The organism is Nocardioides sp. L-11A (genome assembly GCA_029961745.1).
Lineage (GTDB): Bacteria > Actinomycetota > Actinomycetes > Propionibacteriales > Nocardioidaceae > Nocardioides.
The window spans coordinates 1,539,415-1,557,873 of sequence record CP124680.1 but is presented as its reverse complement, the minus strand read 5'-3'; the positions used below and the strand labels follow the sequence as shown (position 1 = coordinate 1,557,873).

At 71.5% G+C, this 18,459-nt stretch carries 14 protein-coding genes; all 14 read right to left on the bottom strand.

Features of this window, described 5'->3' with window-relative positions; translation table 11 throughout:
* Nucleotides 1–2: 2 nt before the first annotated feature.
* Nucleotides 3–860 (bottom strand): xanthine dehydrogenase family protein subunit M, encoded by an 858-nt coding sequence (locus QJ852_07300; GenBank protein ID WGX98242.1) that lies wholly within the window; start codon nucleotides 858–860, stop codon nucleotides 3–5.
* The gene (locus QJ852_07295) at nucleotides 857–3,313 is read right to left on the bottom strand and encodes a xanthine dehydrogenase family protein molybdopterin-binding subunit (protein ID WGX98241.1); all 2,457 of its coding nucleotides are present in this window, start codon (nucleotides 3,311–3,313) and stop codon (nucleotides 857–859) included. The genes QJ852_07300 and QJ852_07295 overlap by 4 nt, the downstream gene beginning before the upstream one ends.
* Nucleotides 3,310–3,795 carry a (2Fe-2S)-binding protein gene (locus tag QJ852_07290; protein WGX98240.1) on the bottom strand — a complete coding sequence of 162 codons (486 nt, stop codon included), beginning with the start codon at nucleotides 3,793–3,795 and terminating at the stop codon, nucleotides 3,310–3,312. Before QJ852_07290 ends, QJ852_07295 begins: the two co-directional genes overlap by 4 nt.
* A 148-nt stretch (nucleotides 3,796–3,943) precedes the next feature.
* On the bottom strand, nucleotides 3,944–5,050 hold the full coding sequence (locus QJ852_07285) for a ring-opening amidohydrolase (protein ID WGX98239.1): 1,107 nt from the start codon (nucleotides 5,048–5,050) through the stop codon (nucleotides 3,944–3,946).
* Nucleotides 5,051–5,073: 23 nt separating this feature from the next.
* Nucleotides 5,074–6,009, bottom strand: a complete 936-nt coding sequence (arcC, locus tag QJ852_07280) for a carbamate kinase (protein ID WGX98238.1) — start codon at nucleotides 6,007–6,009, stop codon at nucleotides 5,074–5,076.
* 91 nt (nucleotides 6,010–6,100) lie between these two features.
* Nucleotides 6,101–6,844 (bottom strand): NmrA family NAD(P)-binding protein, encoded by a 744-nt coding sequence (locus tag QJ852_07275; GenBank protein WGX98237.1) that lies wholly within the window; start codon nucleotides 6,842–6,844, stop codon nucleotides 6,101–6,103.
* Nucleotides 6,845–6,854: 10 nt separating this feature from the next.
* Complete coding sequence (locus QJ852_07270; GenBank protein WGX98236.1) at nucleotides 6,855–8,858, bottom strand: hydantoinase B/oxoprolinase family protein; 2,004 nt, start codon at nucleotides 8,856–8,858, stop codon at nucleotides 6,855–6,857.
* Nucleotide 8,859: 1 nt separating this feature from the next.
* Entirely contained in the window at nucleotides 8,860–10,938 is a 2,079-nt protein-coding gene (locus tag QJ852_07265) for a hydantoinase/oxoprolinase family protein (protein WGX98235.1), read from the bottom strand.
* 239 nt (nucleotides 10,939–11,177) lie between these two features.
* The gene (locus QJ852_07260) at nucleotides 11,178–12,572 is read right to left on the bottom strand and encodes an amidase family protein (GenBank protein ID WGX98234.1); all 1,395 of its coding nucleotides are present in this window, start codon (nucleotides 12,570–12,572) and stop codon (nucleotides 11,178–11,180) included.
* Nucleotides 12,569–13,213 (bottom strand): carbon monoxide dehydrogenase subunit G, encoded by a 645-nt coding sequence (locus QJ852_07255; GenBank protein ID WGX98233.1) that lies wholly within the window; start codon nucleotides 13,211–13,213, stop codon nucleotides 12,569–12,571. Before QJ852_07255 ends, QJ852_07260 begins: the two co-directional genes overlap by 4 nt.
* Complete coding sequence (gene cutA, locus QJ852_07250; GenBank protein ID WGX98232.1) at nucleotides 13,210–15,594, bottom strand: aerobic carbon-monoxide dehydrogenase large subunit; 2,385 nt, start codon at nucleotides 15,592–15,594, stop codon at nucleotides 13,210–13,212. The genes QJ852_07255 and cutA overlap by 4 nt, the downstream gene beginning before the upstream one ends.
* Nucleotides 15,591–16,100 carry a (2Fe-2S)-binding protein gene (locus tag QJ852_07245; protein ID WGX98231.1) on the bottom strand — a complete coding sequence of 170 codons (510 nt, stop codon included), beginning with the start codon at nucleotides 16,098–16,100 and terminating at the stop codon, nucleotides 15,591–15,593. The genes cutA and QJ852_07245 overlap by 4 nt, the downstream gene beginning before the upstream one ends.
* A complete protein-coding gene (locus QJ852_07240) occupies nucleotides 16,097–16,981 on the bottom strand; it encodes an FAD binding domain-containing protein (protein WGX98230.1) in 885 nt (294 codons plus the stop codon). Before QJ852_07240 ends, QJ852_07245 begins: the two co-directional genes overlap by 4 nt.
* Nucleotides 16,978–18,339: a solute carrier family 23 protein gene (locus QJ852_07235; GenBank protein WGX98229.1), complete on the bottom strand. Its 1,362-nt coding sequence runs from the start codon at nucleotides 18,337–18,339 to the stop codon at nucleotides 16,978–16,980. The genes QJ852_07240 and QJ852_07235 overlap by 4 nt, the downstream gene beginning before the upstream one ends.
* Between the last annotated feature and the right edge of the window lie 120 nt (nucleotides 18,340–18,459).

Sequence of the window (18,459 nt, the reverse complement as noted above, 5' to 3'; positions counted from 1 at the left end):
GGTCAGCCCCTCCCCGCGGCCGCGAGCACGGCCCGTCGGGTCAGCACCGTCGCGAGGTGCCGACGGTAGTCGGCGTCGCCGTTGAGGTCGCTCGGCGGGCTGGTGCCGTCGGCGGCCAACGCGGCGGCGGCCGCCACGCCCTCCGCGGTCGCGGGCTGGCCGGCCAGCATCTGCTCGGTGGCCCGGGCCCGGACCGGCGTGGAGCCCATGTTGGTCAACCCGATCCGCGCCTCGGCGATGGTGTCGCCGTCGAGCCGCACGCTCGCGGCGACCGCGACGATCGGCCACTGGTGGGCGATCCGGACGAACTTCTCGTACGCCGCCCCCCACCCGCCGTACTTCGGGACCCGGACCTCGGTGAGGATCTCGTCGTCGGAGATCGCCGTCTCGAAGAGGTCGACGAAGAAGTCGGCGGCGGGGATCTCGCGGGTGCCGCCCGGTCCCTGGACGACGAAGGTCGCGTCGAGGGCGAGCGTCGGCGCGCCGAGGTCGCCGGCCGGGTCGGCGTGGGCGAGCGCGCCGCCGAAGGTGCCGCGGTGGCGCACCTGGGCGTCGGCGAGATGGGTGATCGCCTTGCTGATCAGCAGCGCGTGCTCGTGGACCAGCGGATCCTGGCCGACGTCGTGGTGCGTCGTCATCGCGCCGATGGCGAGGTGGTCTCCCCCGTCGCGCACGCCGCGCAGCGCCGGGATCCGGCCGAGGTCGATCACCCACTCCGGCGCGTTCAGGCGCATCCGGAGCACCGGCAGGAGGCTCTGGCCGCCGGCGATGATCTTGGCGTCGTCACCGTGCTCGGCCAGGGCGGCCAGCGCCTCCTCGACCGAGGTCGGGGCGACGTACTCGAAGGCTGCGGGGATCACTGGGCTGCTCCTTCCGACTCGTCGAAGTGGGGTGCGGCGGCCTCGGTGGTCTCGCCGCCGGACCCGCCGCTGTTGATGGCGCGCCAGACCCGCTCCGGCGTACAGGGCATCGCGACGTCGTGGACGCCGTACGGGCGCAGCGCGTCGACGACCGCGTTGACGACCGCCGGGGTGGACGCGATGGTCCCGGCCTCGCCGACCCCCTTGGTGCCGAGCGAGTTGGTGGTCGCCGGCGACGTGGTGTGGTCGAGGTCGAAGGAGATGGTGTCGGCCGCGGTGGGCAGCAGGTAGTCGACGAACGAGCCGGTGACCAGGGTCCCATTGTCGTCGTAGACCGCCTCCTCCCACAGGGCCTGCGCGATCCCCTGGACCAGGCCGCCGTGGACCTGGCCGGACACGATGAGCGGGTTGATCACGTTGCCGATGTCGTCGCAGCAGGCATAGCTGCGCATCGTGACCTGCCCGGTCTCGGTGTCGACCTCCACCGCGCACAGGTGGGTCCCGTGGGGGTAGTTGAAGTTCACCGGGTCGAAGGTCGCCTCGGAGTCGAGCGACGGCTCGACCCCGTCCGGGAGGTTGTGCGCGGCGAAGACGGCGGTCGCGATCTCGGTGATCGCCATCCCCTGGTCGGTCCCCTTGACGGCGAACCGGCCGGCGCTGAACTCGAGGTCGTCGACGGAGGCCTCGAGCAGGTGGGCCGCGATCGGCCGGGCCTTCTCGATCACCTTGTCGGCGGCCCGCACCAGGGCCTCGCCGCCGACGACCAGGCTGCGGGACCCATAGGTGTCCAGGCCCTTGTGGGAGATCTGGGTGTCGCCGTGCAGGACCTCGACGTCCTCGAACGGTACGCCGAGGCGGTCGGCCACGATCTGGCTGAACGCCGTCTCGTGCCCCTGACCGTGGGCGGAGGCGCCGGTGACGACCTCGACCTTGCCGGTGGCCAGCATCCGCACCTCGGCGTGCTCCCAGCCGCCCGCGCCGTAGTTGAGGCTGCCCAGCACCCGGGAGGGCGCGAGGCCACACATCTCGGTGAAGGTGGAGACGCCGAGGCCGAGCTGGACCTTGTCGCCCCGCTCCCGCCGCTCGGCCTGCTCGGCGCGCAGGGCGTCGTAGGAGAACATCTCCTTGGCCCGCGCGGTGGCGGCCTCGTAGTTGCCGGAGTCGTACTCGAGGCCGGCCACCGTGGTGAACGGGAACTCCTCGTGCTTGATCCAGTTCAGCTCGCGGACCTCGAGCGGGTCCCTGCCCAGCTCGTGGGCGAGCTCGTCCATCAGCCGCTCGATCGCGAAGGTCGCCTCGGGCCGGCCGGCGCCGCGGTAGGCGTCGGTCCAGGTCTTGTTGGTGAGCACGTTCGTGGTCTGGAACTGGTAGGCGGGGAACTTGTAGATCGCGTTGAACATGAACGCCCCGAGCACCGGGACGCCACCACCGACGATGGCGACATAGGCACCGAGGTCGGCGAGCAGGTCCACCTTGAGCCCGGTGACCCGGCCGTCCTTGGTGGCGGCGAGGGTGAGCCGCTGCCACTGGTCGCGGCCGTGGTGGGCGGTGAGCAGCGACTCGCTGCGGGTCTCGGTGAACTTGACCGGCTTGCCGAGCCGGCGCGCCACCGCGAAGGTGATCATCTCCTCCGGCGTCTGCTGCAGCTTGCCGCCGAAGCCGCCGCCCACGTCGGGGGCGATGACCCGGATCTTCGACTCGGGTACGCCGGTCGTGGCCGCGATCGCGAAGCGCAGGATGTGGGGCACCTGGGTCGCCGACCACACGGTGATCTGCTCGCCGGTCGGGTCGACCACGGTGCTGCGCGGCTCCATGAACGCCGGGATCAGCCGCTGCTGGCGGTACTCCCGCTCGATCACGATGCCGTTCTCGCGGGCCTCGGCGATGGCCTCCTCGACGTCGCCGCCGGTGCCGGCCTCGGCCGAGTCGAAGCGCCACACGGCGCTGACGTTGGTGCCGAGGTCAGGATGGGCGATCGCGCCACCGCTCTCGTGGGCGGCCGCGGCGTCCTTGAGGTCGAGTGCAGCCGGGAGCTCCTCGTAGTCGACCTCGACCAGCTCGGCGGCGTCGCGCGCCTCAGCGGCGCTGCGGGCCACCACGACGGCGACGGTCTCGCCGGCGAAGGCGACCCGGTCGACCGGCATCGGCAGGTGGGCCGGCGTGACCTGGTCGGGGACGACGGGCCAGGCGTTGATGCACGCGCCCTGGCTCTCGCCGAGGTCGGCGCCGGTGAGGACGGCGACCACGTTGGGGCTCTGCTTCGCCGCCTCGGTGTCGATGCCGGTGATCCGCGCGTGCGGGAACGGGCTGCGCACCATCGCCAGGTGCAGCATCCCGGGCAGCGTGATGTTGTCGGTCCACCGCGTGCGGCCGGTGATCAGGCGCTGGTCCTCCTTGCGGCGCCGGTCGCGGCCGATCTCGGCGCCGGCGGCGGGCTCCTGGGTGGCGGTCATGCCGACGCCCCGCTCTCGCTCGTCGTACCCGCGGCGTGCTGCACCGCGCGCACGATGTTGTGGTAGCCCGTGCAGCGGCACAGGTTGCCCTCGAGGCCGAGCCGGATCGCCTCCTCCGACGGGCTGGGGTTCTCGGCGAGCAGGTCGACGGTCTGCATGATCATCCCGGGGGTGCAGTAGCCGCACTGCAGGCCGTGACACTCGCGGAAGGCCTCCTGCACGGGGTGCAGCTGACCGTCCTCACCGGCCAGGCCCTCGATGGTGGTGACCTCACCGCCGTCGGCCTGGACGGCCAGCACGTTGCAGGACTTCACACTCCTGCCGTCGAGGTGGACGGTGCACGCGCCGCAGTTGCTGGTGTCGCAGCCGACGACGGTGCCGGTCTTCCCGAGCTTCTCCCGCAGGTACTGCACCAGCAGCATCCGGGGTTCGACGTCGTCGGCGACCCGCTGGCCGTCGACGGTGAGGTTGATCCGGGTCATGACTCTCCCTTGAGCGTGAGGGACCTGTGACCCGGCTCACGCTAGGGAGGGGTGGTTGGCGCGGGGTTGGTGCCCGAAATGCGTTGTGCTGCGCTCAGCACTCACCAGGTGAGTGCCGAGCGCAGCACAGTGGCCCGACCCGCAGGCGTCAGCCCAGGTCGACGATCGCGGCGACGGGGCCGCCGCCCTCGGGGCCCTGGTGGGCGGCCGAGACCGAGACGAAGACGGCCGGGTCGCCGGTCACCGCGGCGGTGACACCACCGACACACGACTTGATCTGGCGGTGCCAGTGCACGTCGGAGTCGTCGAGCATCGCGTTGCGACGGCCCCGGACCTCGCCGTTCTGCGACGCCTCGCACTTGAGGAAGACGTTGACCAGCTTGCCGTCGAGGTCGGCGGTGCGCGGGCGCTCGGGCAGGTCGAGGCCGGCGTCCTTGATGGCGTTCCAGATGCCGTCCTGGTCGAGGGCGTCGTTCATCACCGAGTGGCCGATGCGGTAGCGACCGCCGACGCCCTTGGCGTTGCCGACCACGACGATCTGCGCCACGTCGAGCTCGACACCCGAGGAGCAGGAAGCGACCGAGGAGTAGAGGTCGCGGTTGTTCATGACGTCGGCGTCGGTCGGCATCTCGATCTCGCCGAGGGCGACGGCGATGCCGAGGCCGGTGACGCCGTTGGACAGGTCCATCGACTCGTGGGTGTGCTCGGTCCAGACCTGCTTGCCGCGGCTGTGCGCGTCGCGGATGGTGTGGATCGTGAGCAGCGGGGTCTTGGTCTGCACGTAGTGCACGTCGGCCGGGTCGGTGATGCCGGCACGCTCCATGGCGACCTTCACGCCGGCGGCGACCTTCTCGATCATCGCGACGTACCCGATCTCCTCGGGCAGGATCGGCTCGCTCATCGCGAAGCCGACGGTGAGGCGCTGCTCCTCGCGGCTCGGGTCGTCCTCGGCGACGTCGGTCGTGGCGAAGATGGTGGCGTGGGGGCTGATCACGCCGTCGGTGCCGCCCGACCAGACGATCGGGACCTGCTTGACCTGGTCGGCCGGGGCACCCTTCTCGACGAGCACCTCGCGGAAGGCGCGGTCGGCGATGATCCGGGTGTAGTCGTTCACCCCGCCGTTGCCCTCGGTCTTGCCGATGATCGCGATGACGCGGTCGGCCTTGAAGACACCCTCGTCGATGAGCTTGGCCAGCTCGGAGGCGTCGGCGACGGAGTGGATCGGGACCTTGCGGACCTCGATGGCAGAAGGCATGGTCAAGCTTCCTTTCGGGTTCTTCAGTTGGGCGTGACGATCGTTCCGGCGCGGCCGTCGGCGGCCGCGAGGATGCTGCTGAGGTCGGTGATGACGCCGCGCTTGCCGGACTCGGCGACGAAGCGGCAGACCGCGTCGACCTTGGGCCCCATCGAGCCGCCGGCGAAGTGGCCGTCCGCGGCGTACTGCCGCATCTGGTCGAGGGTGACCTGGCCGATGTCGGCGGCCTCGGGAGTCCCGAAGCCGAGCACGGCGTGCGCGACGTCGGTGGCGATGACGAGGAGATCGACCTCGATCGCCTGGGCGAGCAGGGCAGCGCCCAGGTCCTTGTCGATGACCGCCTCGACGCCCGCGAGCGAGCCGTCGGCCCGGCGCACGGTCGGGATGCCGCCGCCGCCGTTGGCGATCACGACGAAGCCGGCCTCGACCAGCGCGACGGCGGCCGGCGCGTCGAGGACCTCGAGCGGCTCGGGCGAGGCGACCATCCGCCGCCAGCCGCGCTCGCCGCGGTCCTCCCAGGTCTCCCCGTGCTCGATCATCGTGCGCGCCTCGTCGGCGCTCAGGTAGCGCCCGACCGGCTTGCTCGGCTTCGCGAACGCCGGGTCGGCACCGTCGACCCGGGTCCGGGTGACCAGGGCCGCGGTGGGCCGGGTCAGACCGCGGGCGGCGAGCGCGCCGTCCAGCGCGTTCATCAGGATGTCGCCGAGGGTGCCCTGGGTCTGCGCCCCGCACCAGTCGAGCGGGACCGGGGGCACGACCTGCGCGGCGATCTCGTTCTTCACGAGCAGGTTGCCGACCTGCGGGCCGTTCCCGTGGGTGATCACGACGTCGACTCCGGCCGCGACCAGATCGGCCACGGCCTCCATCGCCTCGGTCGCGGCCGCGATCTGGTCCTCCGGACGGGCCTTCCCGTCCGGGGACGTCATCGCGTTGCCGCCGAGCGCCAGCAGGATCCTCATGCAGCGAACCTAGTGAGCCGGATCACCGCCGTTCATCGTGGAGATCAGCCAACTCGGAGCGCGAAGGGTGGCAACACCTGCCAGAGATGGCTCAGGTCGCGAGATCGCGGGCGAGCACCTGCTCCACGGACGTAGGCGTGCGACCGAGCAGGGCGCGCAGCGGTACGCCGCCGGTGGGCAGCCCGTGGTCGTCGTAGTAGTCGAACATCGCCTGCAGCCAGGGGTGCACGTCGCCCTCGGCAGGCACCCGCGTCGCGGTGAGCCCGGCCGCGGCGGCCACGTCGGCGACGCTCACCAGGGCCGGTCCCCCGAGCTCGTAGGTCGCGCCGACGTGCCCGTCGGCGGTCAGCACCGCCGCGGTGGCGGCGGCGACGTCCTGCAGGTCGACCATCCCGAACGGGGTGCCGACGGCGTAGGGCACCTCCAGCACGCCGGCGGCCGACCGGGCCGCGCGCAGGGCCGGCAGCAGGTTCTGGACGTAGGCGCAGGGCTGCAGGAGGGTCCACGCGAGGCCGGAGCGGCGGACCAGGTCCTCCGACACGGCCTTGCCGAGGTGATGCGGCATCGCCGGCACGTAGGGCGAGGCCACGGAGTGGTAGCTCACCCGCCCGACGCCGACGTCGGCCGCTGCGGAGAGCGCCGCGGCGACGTACGACGGCTCGTCGGGATGCAGGTTCGGGGCGATGACGTGCACGGCGTCCGCGCCGGCCAGGGCGGCCGGCAGGTCGTCGAACGCGGCCCGGCCCAGGGGGCGTGTCGCCACGCCCGCCTGGGCCAGGGCCGCGCCGACGGCGCGGCCGGTCTTGCCGGATCCCCCGAGGATCGCGACCTTCATGCCACCAGCCTCAGAGCACGTCCACCGCGGCCGCGGCGGCGCCGCCGGCGAGGACGCCGTAGCCGGGTCCCCGGTCGAAGAAGGCGTCGTCCTCGGCCGGCGCCGGACGCCCGGCCCGCTCCGTGGCGGTGGCGGCGGCGTCGTACCCGAGGGTGTCGTCGTCGAGCGAGCCGGTGAGGACCACGCCGTAGTCGGCCAGGGCCGCCTCGGCCGAGACCTTGCGCCACACGACGTCGCGGACCACGGTCGCCGGGTCGCGCTCGAGCGGGTTGCCCCACCCGCCGCCACCGGTGGTGCGGATCCGGATCGTCTCGCCGGCCACCACGGGCTCGGCGTCGGCCAGGGCGTCGACCTCGCGCTCGTTGGGGCCGCCCGGGTCGATGGTGACCTGGAACGGCTTGCCCGCCTTGCCGCCCTTCACGCCCCAGCAGGCGAGGATCGAGCGGTCCGCGATGGACATGAAGTTCGCGTCCTTGAGCATCCGGATGTGCTTCTCGTAGCCCAGACCACCGCGGAACTGGCCCGCGCCGCCGGAGTCGACGGCGAGGCTGAGCGACTCGACCACGAACGGGAAGCGCGACTCGGTGAACTCCGTGGGGAGGTTCCGCGAGTCCGGGACGACGTGGATGGTGTCCTCGCCGTCGGCGTAGTAGCGGCCGCCGGAGCCGCCGCCGAGCACCTCGCGCATGAGGTACGAGCGACCCTCGAGATCCTCGCCGTAGACGCCGGTGTAGCGGATCGTCTCCTGGTCGGCGGGCATCTTGCCGTCGACCGCCTTGGCGATCACACCGGCGAGCACGCCCAGCAGACGCAGGATGACGAACGTGCGGGCGTTGGTCGGCGCGGGGAAGACCGGCGTCAGCAGCGTGCCCGGCGGCGGGAACCTCATCTCGATCAGGGGCACGACGCCCTCGTTGACGTCGAGCTCCGCCATCCGCTCCGGGGTGTCGGCCAGGTTGCGCAGGATCGGTGCCAGCCACTTCTTGAGGAAGGCGCCGTCGGCGTAGTCGCCGCAGTGGTTGATCGGGCCCTTCGCCTGCGGACCGGTGCCCGCGAAGTCGAGGATCAGCCGCTCGCCGTCCTCGTCGTCGGCCGACGTACGGGTCAGCGTGATCCGCTGGGTGTGCAGCTTCGGGTCGTCGACACCGTCGTGCTCGGCGTAGTCCTCCCAGGTCCAGGTGCCGACCGGGATCTTGGAGAGGATCTCGCGGCGGTAGGTCTCGGTGGACCGGTCGATGACGGCGTCGAAGCAGGCCTCGACCGTCTCGATGCCGTAGCGGTCGAACAGCTCGCCCAGGCGCCGGGCGCCCATCAGGCAGGCCGAGCACTCGGCGTCGAGGTCGGCGGCCAGCGACTCGGGCATCCGCGAGTTGCGCGTCATGATCCGCAGCGCGGCCTTGTTGGGCACGCCGGCGTCCCACAGCTTGATCGGGGGGACGGCGAGGCCCTCCTCGTACACGCTCGTGGCGTGCGAGGGCATCGAGCCGGGCACCGCACCGCCGATGTCGTCGTGGTGGCCGAAGGCCTGGATGAAGCCGACGACGCGCCGCTCCCCCTCCGGACCGGCGAACACCGGGACGGTGACGCACAGGTCGGGGAGGTGGCCGATGCCACCCTCGGAGAGGTAGACGTCGTTGTGGAAGAAGACGTCGCCCTCGTTCATCTCCTCGATCGGGAAGTCCCGGGCGACCGGGTGCACGAGCGCGGAGTACGAGCGACCGGTCAGCTTGCGCAGCAGCCGGTCGTGGATGCCCGCACGGAAGTCGTGCGCGTCGCGGATCATCGGCGAGCGGCTGGTCCGGCCGATGGCGGTCTCGACCTCGTGCTCGACGGCGGCGAGCGAGCCCTGGACGATCTCGACGAGCACCGGGTCGGCGCTGCGGCCGGCGTCGGCGGTCAGCGTCCCGAACGGGAAGTCGGTCGGCGCGCGGCGCGAGGTGATGTCACCTTCGTGCGTGAACGAGCGCGGAGCGCCCGGGTTCTGGACAGAGACGGTCTGGCAGCTCAGGCACATGTCAGCTCTCCTCCGAGCGCGTCACGATGATGTTGGCGTAGTCGTCGACCCGGGCGGTGAAGCCGGGGTGGATGGGCACGGTCGAGCCGAACTCCTCGATGATCACCGGGCCGCTGAGCACCTGACCGGCCGGCAGGTCGGGGCGCCAGAAGATCGGCGTCTCGACGTACCCGGCCTCGGCGTCGAAGCAGATCGAGCGTGAGCCGGTCGGCTGCGGCTCCGGCTTCGCGGCGTCCGCGCGCAGGATCTCGGGGCGCTTGATCGGGCCGATGCCCGACACCCGCAGGTTGACGACCTCGACCTGCTGCGACGCGTCGCCGGAGAAGTCGTAGCCGTAGAGCACGCGGTGCTCGGCGTGGAAGCGGTCCGCGATCGCGGTCAGGGTCTCCGCGGTGACCGGGCCGTCCGGCACACCGACACGGACCTCGAAGGCCTGCCCGAAGTAGCGCACGTCGGCGGTGCGCACGAACACGTGGTCGGCCTCGGCGAAGCCCTCCTTGCCGAGGGCCTCCGCGGCGCGCGCCTGCAGGACGTCGTACTCGCGCTGGAGGTCGGCCGAGTCGACGTTCTCCTGGAGCGCGACGTGGGTCTGGACGTAGTCGTTCTTGACGTCGACGGTGAGCAGGCCGAAGGCCGAGACGTTGCCCGGGTTCGGCGGGACCAGCACGGTCGGGACGTTGAGGATGTCCATCAGCCGGCACAGCAGCAGGGAGCCCGATCCGCCGAACGTGGTGAGGGCGAAGTCGCGCACGTCGAGGCCGCGCTTGACCGTCACCTGGCGCAGCGCGTTGGCCTGGTTCCACGCGGAGATCTCGAGGATGCCGGTGGCACACGCCTCGGCCGAGATGCCGAGCTTGCCGGCCAGCTGCTGGATCGCCGCCGTCGCGGCGTCGACGTCGAGCGGGATCTCGCCACCGAGCAGGTGGGGAGGGATCCGGCCGAGGAAGACGTGCGCGTCGGTGATGGTGACCTCGGTGCCGCCCTTGCGGTAGCAGATCGGGCCCGGGTCGGCGCCGGCCGAGTGGGGGCCGACCTTGAGCGTGCCCTCGGGCGAGAGCCAGGCGATGGAGCCGCCGCCGGCACCCACGGTGACGACGTCGATCATCGGGATCTTGGACGGGTAGACGCCGACGCTGCCCTCGGTGGTCAGCGTGGGCTCGCCGTCGATGACGACCGACACGTCGGTCGACGTACCGCCGCCGTCGGAGGTGAGGACCTTGTCGAAGCCCGCGACCTTGGCGATCAGCGCCGCGCCGAGCGCGCCGGCCGCCGGGCCGGAGAGCACGGTGGTGATCGGCTGGTGCACGACCTCGTCGGCCGAGAGCACGCCGCCGTTGGACTTCATCACGTAGAACGGCACGGTCCGGCCGGTCTGCGTGGCCAGGCGGTCCTTGATGTTGTTGACGTAGCGGCTGAGCTTGGGCTTGACCGCGGCGTCGACGAGGGTGGTCATCGAGCGCTCGTACTCGCGGTACTCGCGCAGCACCTCGCTGGAGATGGAGACGACGGCGTCGGGGTGCTCCTCGGCGATGATCTCGCGCATCCGCTCCTCGTGCGCCGGGTTGGCGTACGCGTGCAGGAAGCAGACCCCCAGCGTGTCGATGCCCTTGGCCTTGAACCAGCGGGCGACCTCACGGGCCTTCTCCTCGTCGAAGGGACGGATCTCGCTGCCGGTGAAGTCCATCCGGCCGCCGACGCCCTTGACCAGGTCGCGCGGGACGATCCGGTCCGGCTTCACCCAGAAATAGGAGTTGCCGTAGCCGTCGGGCACGGACTGACGGGCGATCTCGAGCATCGCCTCGTAGCCCTCGGTGGTGACGAAGCCGAGCGCGTCCACCTTGCCCTCGAGGAGCTGGTTGGTCGCGACCGTGGTGCCGTGGCTGACGGCGACCACGTCGGCGAACTCCGCCCCCGCGATGCCGAGCACCTTGTCGATGCCCGCCAAGAACCCGTCGGCCGGGTTCCCCGGCGTGCTCGGGGTCTTGGTCGTGACGACCTCACCACTGTCCTCGTCGAAGGCCACGACGTCGGTGAAGGTGCCGCCCGTGTCGATGCCGATCCTGATCCGCCTTGCTGTCATGGCTCACATTCAAGTGAGCCAGATCGCTTCGCACGACGGCATGATCTGCCGAGGGATCCGGGTGTTGTGGGCAGATGTTGCCCGGGGTTCGGGTCGGCCCGGAAAAAGTAACACGCTGTCCACCTGACTACCCGGCGCTGGTCAGCAGGAACGGGCCGGATTCGGGCCTTCGGCTGCTGAGAACAGCCAGGCAGTCGGGTGGACAGCGTGTTACTTCGGGCCGCCGGGAGTGCCGCAACTCAGCGGGCGGCGAGCCCCTCGAACGCGAGCGCGACCTCCAGCAGCTGCCGGTCGGCACCGTGCCGGGCGACCAGCTGGACGCCGACGGGGAGGCCGTCGGCCGTCGTACCGAAGGGCACGGAGATGGCGGGGCAGCCGGTGACGGTGATGAAGTACGCCGAGCGCATCCAGTCGAGGTACGTCGCCATCGGCTTGCCGTTGATCTCGCTGGGGAACTCCTGGGTGGCCGGGAACGGCGGCACCTGGGAGACCGGCAGCACCAGCACGTCGTGGTCGCCGAAGAACAGCCGCATCGTCTCCGACAGTGCGGTGCGCTGCGTGTAGCCGCGGGCGATGTCGGCGCCGGTGAGCGACTCTCCCGCCCGGATGTTGTCGGCGAGCGACGGCTTGAAGGCGTCGGGGTGCTCGGCGAGCAGCCGGCCCAGCTTGGCCTGGAAGTGCCAGGCGCGCAGGGTGCGGAAGGTGTCCTCGGCCAGCGACAGGTCGGGCGCGGCGCCGGAGACGGCGGCACCGGCACCGGCCAGCGCGGTGCCGGCGGACTCCACGACGGCCGCGACCTCGTGGTCGACCTCGAGCGCCCCACCGAGGTCCACGCTGAGCGCGACCCGCAGCCCTGCCAGCGTGGCCGGCTCGGGGGTGGCGAACGACGAGCCCGGGTCGCCCAGGGCCTGCGGTGCCCGGGGGTCGGGGCCGGCCATGACGGACAGCAGCAGTGCCAGATCCCCGACGTTGCGGGCCATCGGCCCGCCGACGGACGTGGACTCCCACTGGTTGTAGAGCGGCCACTCGGGCACCCGGCCCAGGCTGGGGCGCATGCCGACGACGCCGCAGAAGGACGCGGGGTTGCGCAGCGAGCCGCCCATGTCGGAGCCGTCGGCCAGCGGCACCATGCCCGCGGCCAGGGCGCAGGCCGCTCCCCCGCTGGACCCGCCCGCGGAGCGGGTCGGGTCGACCGGGTTGAGGGTGGTGCCGAAGACCTTGTTGAAGGTGTGCGAGCCGGCGGCGAACTCGGGGACGTTGGTCTTGCCGATCGTCACCGCGCCCGCGCCGCGGACCCGCTCGACGATGAGCTCGTCACGCTCGGGCACGTTGTCGGCCATCACCGTGGAGCCGTACGTCGTCCGCCAGCCCCCCACCGCATGGGTGTCCTTGAACGCGAACGGCAGGCCGTGCAGGGCCCCGACGTCGGCACCCGAGGCGAGCGCCTCGTCGGCGGCCGCGGCGCCCGCGCGGGCGCGCTCCTCGTCCAACGAGACGATGGCGTTGAGCTGCGGGTTGCGCTCGGCGATCCGGTCCAGGTGCAGGTCGAGCAGCTCCCGCGCCGAGATCTCCCGGCGTCGTACGGCGGCCGCCTGGTCGCGCGCGGTGGCGTCGACCGTGAGCGGGGAGCTCATCGACGACGGCCCAGCAGGCCACCGACGATGACTCCGGCGAGCACGAGCCCACCACCGACGGCGACGCCCATCAGGAAGGACTCGCCGCCCACCGCGGCACCGGCTCCGGCACCCGCACGGGTCGCCGACTTCGGCGCGGCGGCGAAGACCGGCGCGCCCTCGGCGGACACGGCCGGCTCGGCCGCGGCGACCTCGGCCGGCAGCCCGTTCGCGATGACCTTCTCGACGTTGCCGAAGAACTCGGCCGCCATCCGGCGCGAGACGCTGGTCAGCATCCGCTGGCCGACGCCGCCGATCATGCCGCCGACGACCGCGTCGGCGTCGTAGGACAGGACGGTCTCCGCGCCGGAGCCCGCGAAGGTGACGAGCACCGTCGCGTCGATCGTGCCCGGGGCGCCCGACCCCTTGAGCTTCATGGTCAGGCCCTCGCCCTTGCGCAGGTCCTCGAGCACGCAGGATCCGGAGTAGGTGCCCTTGATCGCCGCGACCCCGGCGCTGACCGTCATCGCGTAGGCGTTCTCGCCGGTCGCCTCGAGGCGCTCGCAGCCGGGAATGGTCGCGACCAGCACGCGCGGGTCGAGGATCGCGTCCCAGACCTTGTCGACGGGGGCGGCGATGGTGTTCTGACCGGAGATCTTCACTTCGGCTCCTGAGCGTGGTGCGCGGCGCGGAGCGCGAACAGCTCCGACGGCGAGATGGGCATGGCGGTGATGGGCAGCCGCTCGGCGTCCTCGATGGCGGCGGCGAAGGCGGCGGACCCGGGGATCACGCCGGCCTCGCCCGCACCCTTGATGCCGAGCGGGTTGAGCGGAGACGGCGTCTCCAGGTGGTCGATCTCGATGCTCTCGGGCACCTCGGTGACATAGGGCATGAGGAAGTCCATGAACGACGCGTTGAGCAGCTGGCCGGACTCGTCGTAGGCCATCCGCTCGTAGAGCGCGCCGCCGACGCCCTGCGCGACGCCGCCGTGGATCTGGCCCTCGACGATCATCGGGTTGATCAGGTGCCCGCAGTCGTGGACGACGGCGTACTTGAGGATCCGGATCTCCGCGGTCTCGACGTCGGTCTCGACGATCACGGCGTGCATGCCGGAGGCGAAGGTCGAGCGCGGCGGCGAGTAGAAGTCCTTGCCCTCCAGGCCCGGCTCGTCGTCCTCGGCGACCGGCGGCTTCGTCGGGTCGCCGACATTGAACTGGGTGGCGGCCTTGGACGCCTCGTCGAAGGCGTAGCGCAGCGGGTTGGACAGGACCGCGACCGTGCCGAGTGGGATCGAGCTGTCGGTGCCCTTGACGCTGACGACGCCGTCGACGATCTCGAGGTCGTCGACGTCGGCCTCGAGCGCGTCGGCCGCGATCCGCAGGGCCTTCTCCTTGGCCCGCTTGGCGGCCAGGTGGATCGCCGAGCCGCTCATCACGGCGGCACGGGAGGCGAAGGTGCCGACGGCGTACGCCATCCGACGGGTGTCGCCGGTGGTGATCTCGACGTCCTCGAACCTCACCCCCAGCTCGTCGGCGACGATCTGCGCGAACGCCGTCTGGTGGCCTTGGCCCTGCGAGGTCAGGCCGGTCGCGACCTTGACCTTGCCGGAGGTCTCGATGTGCACGTGCGCACCCTCGTAGGGGCCGACGCCGGTGCCCTCGACATAGCAGGCCAGGCCGAGGCCGACCCGCTTGCCCTCGGCCGCCTTCGCGGCACGGAAGTCCTCGAAGTGGTCCCAGTCGACGAGCTCCTTGATCTTGTCGAGCATCGCCGGGTAGTCGCCGGAGTCGTAGGTGAGCTCGCGGCCGTCCTGGAAGATCAGGCCCTGGTCGTAGGGGAACTCGTCGGGCTGGATGAAGTTCACGGCGCGCACGTCGGCGCGGTCCTTGCCCAGCTCGGCCGCGATCGCGTCCATGGTCCGCTCCATCACGAAGCAGCCCTGCGGACGGCCCGCGCCGCGGTACGGCGTGACGATGACCGTGTTCGTGTAGAGCGAGTCGAACTGCACGTGGTAGGCGCCCGGCTTGTAGGGGCCGAGGAGCTGCGTCGAGGTGATGATCGGGACGATCAGGCCGTACGGCGTGTACGCGCCGTGGTCGTGCCAGAAGCGCACGTCCAGACCCAGTACCCGGCCGTCGTCGTCGAAGCCGACCTCGACGTGGTGCACCTGCGAGCGCTCGTGGGCCGAGGAGATGAAGTGCTCGCGCCGGTCCTCGGTGAACTTCACCGCGCGGCCCAGCTTCTGCGCCGCGAGCGGGACGAGCAGCTCCTCGGGCCAGGGGTGCACGATCTTGACGCCGAAGCCGCCGCCGACGTCGGGCGTGATGACGTCGACCTGGCCGAGGTCGAGACCGAGCTTGGCCGCCACCGCGGCGCGGACGCCGGTGGAGGTCTGCGTCGACGTCCACACCTGGAGCCGGTTCTGGTCCGGGTCCCAGCGGGCGGCGGTGCCGCGGCCCTCCATCGGCATGCAGGCGCTGCGCTCGATCGTCAGGTCGAGCGAGAGCGTGCGGGGCGCGGCCGCGATGGCCGCGGCGGCGTCGCCGTTGGACTGCTCCATGCGCGCGGCCACGTTGCCGGGTACGTCGTCGTGGACCAGGTTCGCGCCGTCGCGGGCCGCCTCGATGCCGACGACGGCGGGCAGCAGCTCGTACTCGACGACGATCTGCGCGAGGGCGTCCTCGGCGACGTAGCGGTCGTCGGCGACCACGAGGGCGATCGCCTCGCCGACGTAGTTGACCTCGTCCTTGGCCAGCGCGTACTGCGTGCGGCCGTGGGTCAGCGTGGGGTGCGGGATGAGCAGCGGCAGCGGCTCGGCCATCGCGCCCTCGAGGTCGTCGTAGGTCCACACCGCGTGGACGCCCTCGACGTCGAGCACGGCGTCGACGTCGATCGACAGGATCCGGGCGTGGGCGTGGGGACTGCGCAGGACGGCGGTGTGCAGCGCGTCCGGGGCGACGTCGTCGACGTACCGGCCGGTGCCGCGGACCAGGCGGTCGTCCTCGACCCGCTGGACCTTGGCGCCCATCATCTTGGTGGTCATGCCGCACCCCCCTCGGGCGTGCGGTCGTCGCGGGCCAGCTCGGCGGCACGGCACACGGCCTTGACGATGTTCTGGTAGCCCGTGCAGCGACACAGGTTGCCGGCGATCATGTCGCGCGCCTCGTCCTCGGTGGGCTCGGGGTTCTCCGCGATGCCGGCGGTGATGGTGGTCAGGAAGCCGGGCGTGCAGAAGCCGCACTGGAGGCCGTGGCACTCCCGGAACGCCTGCTGCACCGGGCCGAGCTCGCCGTCCGGCCGGGCGAGGCCCTCGACGGTGGTGATGTCGTGGCCCGCGGCGGTGACGGCGAACATGAGACAGCTGCGCATCGGCTGGCCGTCGACCAGGACGGTGCAGGCGCCGCAGACGCCGTGCTCGCAGCCGACGTGGGTGCCGGTGAGCCCCAGGTCGTGGCGCAGCGCGTCGGACAGCAGCCGCCGGGCCGGCACCGCCACGTCGTGGTCGGTGCCGTTGACCGTCAGCCTGATCTCGTGCTGCTTCTCGCTCATCGGCTTCCCCCAGCCCGGGTGCGGGCGTCGTCGTAGGCGGCGGTCACGACCCGCGCGGTCAGCACGGTGGCCAGGTGCGCGCGGTAGTCCGCCGTGGCATGGATGTCGGTCTCCGGCTCGAGTACGGCGAGCGCGGCCTCGGCCGCACGGGCCAGCGACGCGTCGTCGAGCTCGCCGCCGAGCGCGTCGGTGAGGTCGACCACGGCCGGGATGTCGGACACCGACAGGTAGCCGGCCTTCGCCGACACGAGCCGGTCGCCGTCAGCACGATCGATGGTGACGACCGCCGCGACCCCGCACATGGCGTAGTCGCCGTGGCGGCGGGCGATCTCCTCGAACGCCACGCCGGTGCTCGCCGGCAGGGCGGGGAAGAACGCCTCGACCGCGATCTCGTCGTGGTGCAGGCTGGACTCGAGCGGGCCGACGTACAGCTCCTCGACCGGGATCGTCCGGCGGCCGGCGGGGCCGACCACGTCGAGCGAGCCGCCGAGGAGCTGCAGCACCATCGGCATCTCGGCCGCGGCATCGGCGTGGACGAGCGAGCCGACTGTCGTACCGCGGTTGCGGATGGTGGCATGGGCGACGTTGGCGAGGGCCGCGGTGACCAGCGGCTGGACCCGCGCCACGTCCGGGTCGGCGAGCACTCGGGCGTGCCGGGCGAGTGCACCGACCCGCACGCCCTCGGCGTCGACCCGGACGTGGTCGAGGTCGGGCAGCTCGTTGATGTCCACGAGCACGGCCGGCGCCGCCAGCCGCATCGAGAGCAGCGGGACCAGGCTCTGGCCGCCGGCGAGGACCTTGGCCTCCGGGTGCCCGGCCAGGGCCTGGAGGGCTTCCTCCAGGGTCCCCGGCCGGACGTAGTCGAACGGTGCGGGCTTCACAGCCTCTTGGTCACCTCTCCTGAAGTGGCGTCGGTGGAGCGTCCCTTCACGGCGTGGAAGAAGACGATGACGAGGATCGTGCCGAGAGCGATGCCGCCGAGCTCGAAGTCGTCGGTGATCTTGAGCGTGACGCCGCCGATGCCGGCGATCAGGCCGGCGGCGAGACCGACCATGTTGACCGGGTTGCCGAAGTCGACCCGGTTCTCGACCCAGATCTTGGCGCCGACCAGGCCGATCATGCCGTAGAGCACGAGCGTGATGCCGCCGAGGACACCGCCCGGGGTCGCGTTGACGATCGCCCCGAACTTGGGGCACAGGCCCAGCAGGATGGCCACGATGCCGGCGACGTAGTAGGCCGCGGTCGAGTAGACCTTGGTGGCGCCCATGACGCCGATGTTCTCGGCGTACGTCGTCGTCGGCGAGCCGCCGAAGAGGCTGGCGAAGGCGGTCGCGGCACCGTCGGCGCCGATCGCGCGGCCCATGTACGGGTCGAGGTTGTCGCCGGTCATCTCGGCGACCGCCTTGACGTGGCCGGTGTTCTCGGCGATCAGGGCGATGACGCCGGGCAGGACGAGCAGGATGAAGGTCATCGAGAAGCTGGGGCCGTGGACGACGGAGACGCCGTCGGCGAGGTCGCCGCTCGGGAAGCCGATCCAGTCAGCCGCCTTCACGCCGGCCCAGGAGACGCGGTCGTGCTCGACCGCGTCAGGACCGGTCGGCAGCACCGAGGTGATGGTGCCGAACAGCTTGTCCGCGAGGAACGAGACGATATAGCCGAAGATCAGCGCGAGGAACACGGCGATCCGCGACCAGAAGCCCGGCAGCAGGACGGACGCGCAGACCATGAACGCCGCGGTGGCCAGGGCGATCCACTGGTCCTGGGGCCAGTAGGTGCCGGCGACGACCGGGGCCAGGTTGAAGCCGATGAGCATGACCACCGCGCCGGTGACGGCGGGCGGCAGGATCTTGTGGATCAGTCCGGCGCCGGCGAAGTGCACGGCGACGCCGATCGCGGCCAGCACGAGACCGGCGACCAGGATCGCGCCGGTGACGTCGGCCGAGTCACCGCCCTGCGCGCGGATCGCGGCCACACCGGCAACGAACGAGGCGCTGGTGCCGAGGTAGCTCGGCACCTTGTTGTTGCAGACCAGCAGGAAGCCGATCGTGCAGATACCCGAGAACATGATGGCGAGGTTGGGGTCGAGGCCCATCACGATCGGGAACACGAAGGTCGCGCCGAACATGGCGACGACGTGCTGTGCTCCCAGGCCTACGGTTCGCCCCCAAGGGAGCCGTTGGTGCGGCGCTACCGGTTCGCCGGGCGCCGGGTTGACTACCTCCCACTTGAACATCGACATGCTGAGTCCTCCTGATCTGGGGCTGCTCGACTTGGTGCTCCCTTGATGGTGCCGTCGAGGCTCCCCAACCTATTGAGGGCGAGATCACACCTCACTGGCCACTTTCGCCAAAGGATCCGG

What these genes read in the sequence shown, in the direction of transcription:
- QJ852_07295 (WGX98241.1), bottom strand. Translation starts at nt 3,313, where the DNA reads ATGACCGCCACCCAGGAGCCCGCCGCCGGCGCCGAGATCGGCCGCGAC.
- QJ852_07290 (WGX98240.1), bottom strand. Translation starts at nt 3,795, where the DNA reads ATGACCCGGATCAACCTCACCGTCGACGGCCAGCGGGTCGCCGACGAC.
- QJ852_07285 (WGX98239.1), bottom strand. Translation starts at nt 5,050, where the DNA reads ATGCCTTCTGCCATCGAGGTCCGCAAGGTCCCGATCCACTCCGTCGCC.
- arcC (WGX98238.1), bottom strand. Translation starts at nt 6,009, where the DNA reads ATGAGGATCCTGCTGGCGCTCGGCGGCAACGCGATGACGTCCCCGGAC.
- QJ852_07275 (WGX98237.1), bottom strand. Translation starts at nt 6,844, where the DNA reads ATGAAGGTCGCGATCCTCGGGGGATCCGGCAAGACCGGCCGCGCCGTC.
- QJ852_07270 (WGX98236.1), bottom strand. Translation starts at nt 8,858, where the DNA reads ATGTGCCTGAGCTGCCAGACCGTCTCTGTCCAGAACCCGGGCGCTCCG.
- QJ852_07265 (WGX98235.1), bottom strand. Translation starts at nt 10,938, where the DNA reads ATGACAGCAAGGCGGATCAGGATCGGCATCGACACGGGCGGCACCTTC.
- QJ852_07260 (WGX98234.1), bottom strand. Translation starts at nt 12,572, where the DNA reads ATGAGCTCCCCGCTCACGGTCGACGCCACCGCGCGCGACCAGGCGGCC.
- cutA (WGX98232.1), bottom strand. Translation starts at nt 15,594, where the DNA reads ATGACCACCAAGATGATGGGCGCCAAGGTCCAGCGGGTCGAGGACGAC.
- QJ852_07245 (WGX98231.1), bottom strand. Translation starts at nt 16,100, where the DNA reads ATGAGCGAGAAGCAGCACGAGATCAGGCTGACGGTCAACGGCACCGAC.
- QJ852_07235 (WGX98229.1), bottom strand. Translation starts at nt 18,339, where the DNA reads ATGTCGATGTTCAAGTGGGAGGTAGTCAACCCGGCGCCCGGCGAACCG.